Below are 6,913 nucleotides of genomic sequence, written 5' to 3'. Positions count from 1 at the left end.
CTGCGTAAATGAATTTGTAGAAAAGGCAAAAGAAGCAGATGGCTTTGTATTTGGCACACCAGTTTATTATGCGCATCCAAGCGGCCGCATTATGTCATTTTTAGATCGTGCCTTTTACAGTGGCGGTGCTGCATTTCGTTTTAAGCCAGGCATGGCAGTTGCCTCTGCAAGAAGAGCTGGTACAACTGCGTCATTAGATGCCATTAATAAATATTTTGGAATTAACCAGATGCCAACAGTAGGTTCTACCTATTGGAACATGGTTCATGGAAATTGTCCAGAAGAGGTTCGTCAGGATTTAGAGGGCTTGCAGACCATGCGTAATGCAGCAAAATGCATGGCATGGATGCTAAAATGTTTTGAGGCTGGAAAGGCACAAAACATTGCGCTTCCAGATACAAAAAAGGAAGTTTCTACTAATTTTATCAGGTAAATTATTGTATTGCAGAAAGGGAGATTTCGATGCCGGCATTTTATGCACATTATAAATTTGGACAAATGGTGAAAAATAAGCTTCCAGCAAAATATCAAAGACTGTTGGAGGATTATCAGGATCTGTATGAGATTGGTCTGCATGGACCAGATATTTTGTTCTTTTATCATCCAATTATTCGTCACCCGATCACGCAGATCGGCGTTGTTATTCATCATGAGACGGGGCGCGTGTTTTTTGAACATGCGCTGACCCAGATGCATCGCTCGGCAGCAGAGGGAGACAAAATGCAAAAAGCATTATGGGCATATGCGCTTGGCGTTGTGTGTCATTTTGCACTAGATGCATCATGTCATACCTATATCAACCATTTCGAAAAGACAAGACGTATTTCTCATCATGAAATCGAAAAGGAATTTGAAAAATATTTAATGAAAAAAGATGGATTAGATCCGTTTAATTGGGATTTTAAACAGGCCTTATCCACAAATTTTCGCTGGGCAAAGCCTATTGCACTGTTTTATGGCCTGCAGCCAGTTCAAATTCATCAGTCAATCAAAGGCTTTTTGTGGTTTTCACGTTTGCTCTTCACGACAAGCAAGGCAAAACGTCATGTCATTTTTGCCGGAATGCGTATTGCGCGTGTATATGGTGAGATTCATGGTTTTTTTGCCAATGAGAAAGACAATCCCAGATGCCGTTACAGCAATGAAAAGCTAGAACTTCTTATGAAGAAAAGTGTGCAGGATGCCATAAAAATGTCAGAGGAGTTAGAAAAGGCATATCGAGGAGAAATGCGTCTTGGTAAAATTTTTGATCAAACCTTTTCCGGGAAGGAAGAAGCATGACATTACAACAGTTACAATATGCCGTTACCGTCGCTTCTGCGGGAACAATCACAGAGGCTGCTGAGCGGCTTTACATCACACAGCCGAGTCTGACAACTGCAATTCGGGAGTTGGAAAAGGAGATGAATCTGACGATTTTTATCCGTTCCAACAGAGGCGTGGCAGTATCTAAGGAGGGCGAGGTCTTTCTTGGATATGCAAGGCAGATATTGGAGCAGACAGAGCTGCTCAAAGAAAAGTACACGAATGAGCGCCAGTGGGGGCGAAATTTTTGCGTTTCCACACAGCATTATTCATTTGCAGTTAATGCGTTTGTAGAGCTGATTCAAAAGTATGCGGGCGAAGAGTATGACTTTAATCTTCGCGAGACGCAGACATACGAGATCATTGAAGATGTTGCGCTTATGAAAAGTGAGCTTGGCATTTTATATCTTGATGATGAAAATAAAAATGTTATCACAAGAGCACTTCGCGAAAAGGAGCTTGTATTTACACCACTTTTTGAAGCAAAACCGCATGTATTTATAAGCAGTGTACATCCGCTTGCCACAAAAAAGACGGTAGACTGGGATGATCTTGCGCCATATCCATATCTGTCATTTGAGCAGGGAGAACATAATTCATTTTATTATGCGGAAGAGCGCTACAGCCGTGTATTACGCAAAAAAAATATTCGCGTGCGTGACCGTGCAACCTTATTTAATCTTCTGATTGGACTAAATGGCTACACGGTTTGCAGTGGTGTAATTGATGAAAACTTAAATGGAGAAAACATTATAGCAGTTCCATTAAAGGAACAAGGTCTGATGAAGATTGGCTATATTCACCACAAGAAAGCCGTGCTTGGAAAGCTGGCGCAGGCTTACATAGAGGCCATTGGGGACAGGTACGGTGGCCAAATATCCGTCCCTGGTGGCTCAAAGAAAGGCAGGAAATAAATGAATAACTTTAATTATTATGCACCGACAAAGGTTGTATTTGGAAAAGATACAGAAAAAGAGACGGGACGTCTCGTAAAGGAGCAGGGCGCATCAAGTGTACTTGTTCATTTTGGAGGAAAGAGCGCGATTGCTTCTGGTTTGATTGATCGTGTGTGCCAGTCATTAAAAGAAGAGGGCATTGCTTATGAGACACTTGGAGGAGTTGTTCCAAATCCACGTCTATCAAAGGTAAGAGAGGGCATTGCACTGTGCAGGGAAAAGAAGATTGATTTTATTCTGGCAGTTGGCGGCGGAAGCGTTATTGACTCTGCAAAGGCAATCGGATATGGTGTTGCAAATGAAGGTGATGTGTGGGATTTCTACGCAAAAAAGCGTGTGCCGACCGCATGTCTTCCGATTGGTGCGGTGCTTACCATTGCAGCAGCAGGAAGTGAGATGAGCAATTCATCAGTTATCACAAATGAGGACGGCGGATTAAAACGTGGCTGTAATACTGATCTTTGCCGTTGTCGTTTTGCTGTGATGAATCCTGAGCTGACATACACACTGCCAGATTATCAGACACAGTGTGGATGCACCGATATTATGATGCACACGATGGAACGCTATTTTAATATGAGTGAAAACATGGAGCTGACCGATGGCATCAGTGAGGCACTAATAAAGACTGTAATGAAGCACTCCAAGATTTTAAAGGAGCATCCAGACTGCTACGAATCACGTGCAGAGGTGATGTGGGCATCCAGCCTTTCACACAATGACCTGACTGGATGTGGAACAGATGGAGGCGACTGGGCTTGCCACCAGCTAGAGCATGAGATTGGCGGTATGTTTGATGTGGCACATGGTGCAGGACTTGCAGCAGTGTGGGGAAGCTGGGCACGTTATGTCTACAAGGCACGTCCAGAGCGTTTTGCAAAATTTGCCAGAAATATTTTTAATATTCAGGAAACTGATGATGAAAAGGCAGCAGTAGCAGGTATTGAGGCAATGGAAAACTACTATCGAAGCGTCGGCATGCCAACAAGTCTGTGTGAACTTGGCATCCATGCAACTGAGGAACAGATCAAAGAGATGGCAGACAAATGCAGCTTTTATGGAAAGCGCACGGTCGGCGTGATGAAGAAGATTGGAGCACCAGAGGCAGCAGAAATTTACCGCATGGCAAATGATAAGAGCATTCCGCTGTACTCCAGATAAGAATTTCCAAAAAGAATTGACGAGTGATAGGGCAGATTAAAACGGTCTGCCCGTTTTTTGTGCAGTTAATTCAGGCTATGATATTGTCTTGCGGATTGCAGAAAAAGAATTGACGAATCGCTTTTTACATTATATAATATACTACAAGAATAGGTACAGAAAACTGTACACAATAAGCTGGAAGGAGATGAATCATATGTTAGCAGTTAATTATACGAATTTGAGAGATAACATGAAACACTACATGGATCAGGTCACAGATGATTATGAAACCATGATTGTTACGAGAAAGAATAATAAAAATGTTGTCATCCTGTCAGAAGAAACCTACAACAATCTCATGGAAAATGTGTACGTAATGGGAAACAAGGCAAATTATGACTGGTTAATGGAGTCTAAGGCACAGTTGGAAAATGGACATTGTGCTACACATGAGCTTATTGAGGTGGATGATGAATAAAGTTTTTACAGAAAATGGTTGGGCGGATTATACATTTTGGGAGACGGAAGATCGAAAAACGTTAAAGAAGATTAATAAGCTGATAGAAGATATTTGCCGAAATGGAAATGAAGGAATCGGAAAGCCGGAAGCGCTGAGTGGAAATCTTGCTGGGTATTGGAGCAGGCGCATTAACGATAAGGATAGGATTATCTATAAAATTGATGAAAATAATGTTTTTATATTGGCTTGTCGATATCATTATAGTGATAAGTAAAAAATTTAATTAGAATGTTTTAACACTACCTATTCAGAGAGGAAGGGTAACATTATGGAGTCAAAGCAAACAATTAAATTGCATTGCCTGGAAAACAGGGTCGCATCTGGTTATGTGACATTTGGAAGCTATTGGGAAAAAGGTACATTGGTCATTCCAAATTTTAAGAATGATGGGATGGATTCTTTTGTATTACAAAATGAAAATAAAGAATCCATTCCAGTGCAGTCACGTATCACGGCATGGTGGCCAGATGAAAGTATCAAGTGGGTAGCCCATACGGCAGATGCATCGAAGATGGGGCAAGAGGCTGCACTGACAGCACAAATCAAATCAGGAGAAGTTAGTGAAGAAACGGCTGAGCTAGTTTCCATGATTATCCGAAGAAACGATAACTGGCTGTACATAGACAATGGCGTCCTTTCTTTGAAAGTCCCAACAGGGAAAAACAAGGCAGATACTTTGGCAGAGGATATTTTCTTAAATGGAAAGTTGCGTGTAAAAAAGGCGTTACCAGTTCTTTATCTTGAAGAACAAGGCAATGAAAATAGTACAAATTTTGATCTTGACGGTCAGACAAAGGTGACGAGAGCCTATAAGGCAGCAATCAAAGCTGTAACAATAGAAGAAGATGGTCCACTTGCGTTAACGATAAAGGCAGAGGGTAGCTATCAGCATCAAAATCAAAATAAAATGAAATTCTGTATTCGCATGTACATCAATAAAAATAGCAGCGATATTCGCTTTGTTCATACCTTTTTCTTTGATGGAGATGAGCAAACGGATTTCTTAAAAGGACTTGGCATCCGCTTTGATACCGTGCTGGAGGGTCGTCCATATGAGCATCATATTCGCTTTGCAGGCGAATTGCCATTTAAAGAGGCAGCAATTTTATTAAACAGTTCTTATCCTCGTTTGCAGCCATCTGTCTTAAAAAAACAGCTTGACGGAAAAACGTGGGGCTACCCGGCAGACAGTGATGTCGAAAAGGCAGCAGCCGATCTTCCAGTATGGAACCGATATTTTCTTTATCAGGACAGTGCTGATCATTACAGAATCGGTAAGCAGACAAAGCCGCAGTGTTGTGTGCTTAGTGCCGCAGAAGGCAGACGTGCGCATGGAGCAATGGAGGTATGTGGTGAAAATGGAGGCATCCTTCTTGGTATTCGTGATTTCTGGCAGAAATATCCGTCTGGTCTTGAGGTGACAAATCTTGCTGGTGACAACGCATTCTGCACGGCATGGTTTTATTCGCCAGAGGCCAAAAGTTTTGATTTTCGTCATTATGATACGAGAAGCTACCAGATGACATCATACGAAGGATTTCCTTGGTTTGGTGCAAGCCCAGAAGGAATTGCCGTGACAAGTGAGTGCACGCTCTCTGTGAGATCATCTTTAACTGAGGAAAATGAATTAAATACATTTGCGAATCGCGTAAATAAGCCGCCTGTTTATGTTGAATCACCAATAGCTTACCACGAAAAGCAAGCATTTGGCTACTGGAGTCTGCCAGAAAGAAAAACAGAGTCAGAAGCCTTCTTAGAGAATCAGCTTGATCAGCTATTTGATTTTTATAAAAATGAGATCGAGGCAAGAAAATGGTATGGTTTGTTTGATTATGGTGATGTTATGCATACGTATGATCCGATTCGTCATTGCTGGCGCTATGACATGGGCGGTTTTGCATGGCAGAACACGGAGCTTGTTCCGACCTATTGGCTGTGGCTGTATTTTCTTCGCACAGGAAGAGAAGATGTATTTACAGTGGCAGAGGCAATGAGCCGTCACTGTTCAGAAGTGGATTTTTACCACTTTGGACCGATGGCAGGTATCGGATCACGTCATAATGTGCGTCACTGGGGCTGCTCCTGCAAGGAACCGCGCGTTTCTATGGCAGGTCATCACCGCGTTTACTATTATTTGACAGGAGATGCGCGTATTGGCGATGCAATGGCCGATGCAAAGGACGCAGACCTTTCGATGAAAAATATTACCTATTTCCAGCAAAAGGATGAGACAGGTCCTTATGTAGTCATAAGAAGCGGCCCAGACTGGACTTCATTTTTATCAAACTGGATGACGCAGTATGAGCGCACATTAGAGCCTTATTATCTGGAAAAGATTCGTCGAGGAATTAAGGACGTTAGTAAGATGCCGTTTGGACTGGCATCAGGTCCGTCCTATCGTTACGAAGAAAATGGCCATCTGATTTACGAGGGCGAGGACGAGAAGAGTCCAAATATGCACTTGCAGATTTGCATGGGTGGCCCGGAAGTCTGGTGGGAGCTAGCAGATATGCTTGGCGATGAGACACTGAGAAAGCTTCTTTCTGTCTACGGTGGATTTTATTATCTGACGCCAGAGCAGAAAAAAGAGAAGACGCATGGCTTAATTGAGAAACGTCCATTTGCATTCCCTTGGTTTGCATCCGATATCGGTGCCTATGCTGCGTTTTTCACAAAAGATAAGTCACTTGCCAAAACGGTTTGGAAAAATTTGTTGAATGCATTGATTAAAATAGGTGACGAAGCTGGCTTCACACCAGTTTGCTACGCAACAGACGACCAAAAGAAAGCACATATGGAAATTTTGTGGATCAAGACAAACTTCGCAGCGCAGTGGGGCTTAAATACAATCACCACACTTGAACTGCTTCGCGATGCGCTTCCAGATACGATGGACGGTGTTCGTAAGCTCATAGAAGAAATGCCGGGAAATGAATTTCATCGGGCATAAGTCAGGAAAGAAAAAGACCGACATTGCTGCCGGTCTTTT

7 protein-coding genes are annotated in these 6,913 nt (G+C 42.4%); all 7 read left to right on the top strand.

Translation table 11 applies throughout. From position 1 onward, the window contains the following. On the top strand, positions 1-433 hold a 433-nt coding region (locus tag WJP93_RS02595; RefSeq protein ID WP_337546738.1), incomplete at its 5' end, for a flavodoxin family protein. 29 nt (positions 434-462) lie between these two features. Further along, the gene (locus WJP93_RS02590) at positions 463-1,281 is read left to right on the top strand and encodes a zinc dependent phospholipase C family protein (protein WP_337546736.1); all 819 of its coding nucleotides are present in this window, start codon (positions 463-465) and stop codon (positions 1,279-1,281) included. Next, positions 1,278-2,219, top strand: coding sequence for a LysR family transcriptional regulator (locus WJP93_RS02585; RefSeq protein WP_337546735.1), 942 nt, complete (start codon positions 1,278-1,280; stop codon positions 2,217-2,219). Before WJP93_RS02590 ends, WJP93_RS02585 begins: the two co-directional genes overlap by 4 nt. Then, a complete protein-coding gene (locus WJP93_RS02580) occupies positions 2,220-3,422 on the top strand; it encodes an iron-containing alcohol dehydrogenase (protein ID WP_337546733.1) in 1,203 nt (400 codons plus the stop codon). Positions 3,423-3,618: 196 nt separating this feature from the next. Next, positions 3,619-3,882, top strand: a complete 264-nt coding sequence (locus WJP93_RS02575; protein WP_337546731.1) for a type II toxin-antitoxin system prevent-host-death family antitoxin — start codon at positions 3,619-3,621, stop codon at positions 3,880-3,882. After that, positions 3,875-4,138, top strand: coding sequence for a Txe/YoeB family addiction module toxin (locus tag WJP93_RS02570; protein ID WP_337546742.1), 264 nt, complete (start codon positions 3,875-3,877; stop codon positions 4,136-4,138). The genes WJP93_RS02575 and WJP93_RS02570 overlap by 8 nt, the downstream gene beginning before the upstream one ends. Before the next feature lie 54 nt (positions 4,139-4,192). Further along, complete coding sequence (locus WJP93_RS02565) at positions 4,193-6,874, top strand: hypothetical protein (protein WP_337546730.1); 2,682 nt, start codon at positions 4,193-4,195, stop codon at positions 6,872-6,874. The last annotated feature ends 39 nt before the right edge of the window (positions 6,875-6,913 follow it).

Origin of the sequence: Anthropogastromicrobium sp. (assembly GCF_037349415.1) — a bacterium.
In the GTDB taxonomy this organism is placed as follows: Bacteria; Bacillota; Clostridia; order Lachnospirales; family Lachnospiraceae; genus Anthropogastromicrobium; species Anthropogastromicrobium aceti.
This window is presented reverse-complemented; position numbering and strand designations above follow the sequence as displayed.

Coding starts and splice junctions, on each gene's coding strand:
- WJP93_RS02590 (WP_337546736.1), top strand. CDS start 463: ATGCCGGCATTTTATGCACATTATAAATTTGGACAAATGGTGAAAAAT.
- WJP93_RS02580 (WP_337546733.1), top strand. CDS start 2,220: ATGAATAACTTTAATTATTATGCACCGACAAAGGTTGTATTTGGAAAA.
- WJP93_RS02575 (WP_337546731.1), top strand. CDS start 3,619: ATGTTAGCAGTTAATTATACGAATTTGAGAGATAACATGAAACACTAC.
- WJP93_RS02585 (WP_337546735.1), top strand. CDS start 1,278: ATGACATTACAACAGTTACAATATGCCGTTACCGTCGCTTCTGCGGGA.
- WJP93_RS02565 (WP_337546730.1), top strand. CDS start 4,193: ATGGAGTCAAAGCAAACAATTAAATTGCATTGCCTGGAAAACAGGGTC.
- WJP93_RS02570 (WP_337546742.1), top strand. CDS start 3,875: ATGAATAAAGTTTTTACAGAAAATGGTTGGGCGGATTATACATTTTGG.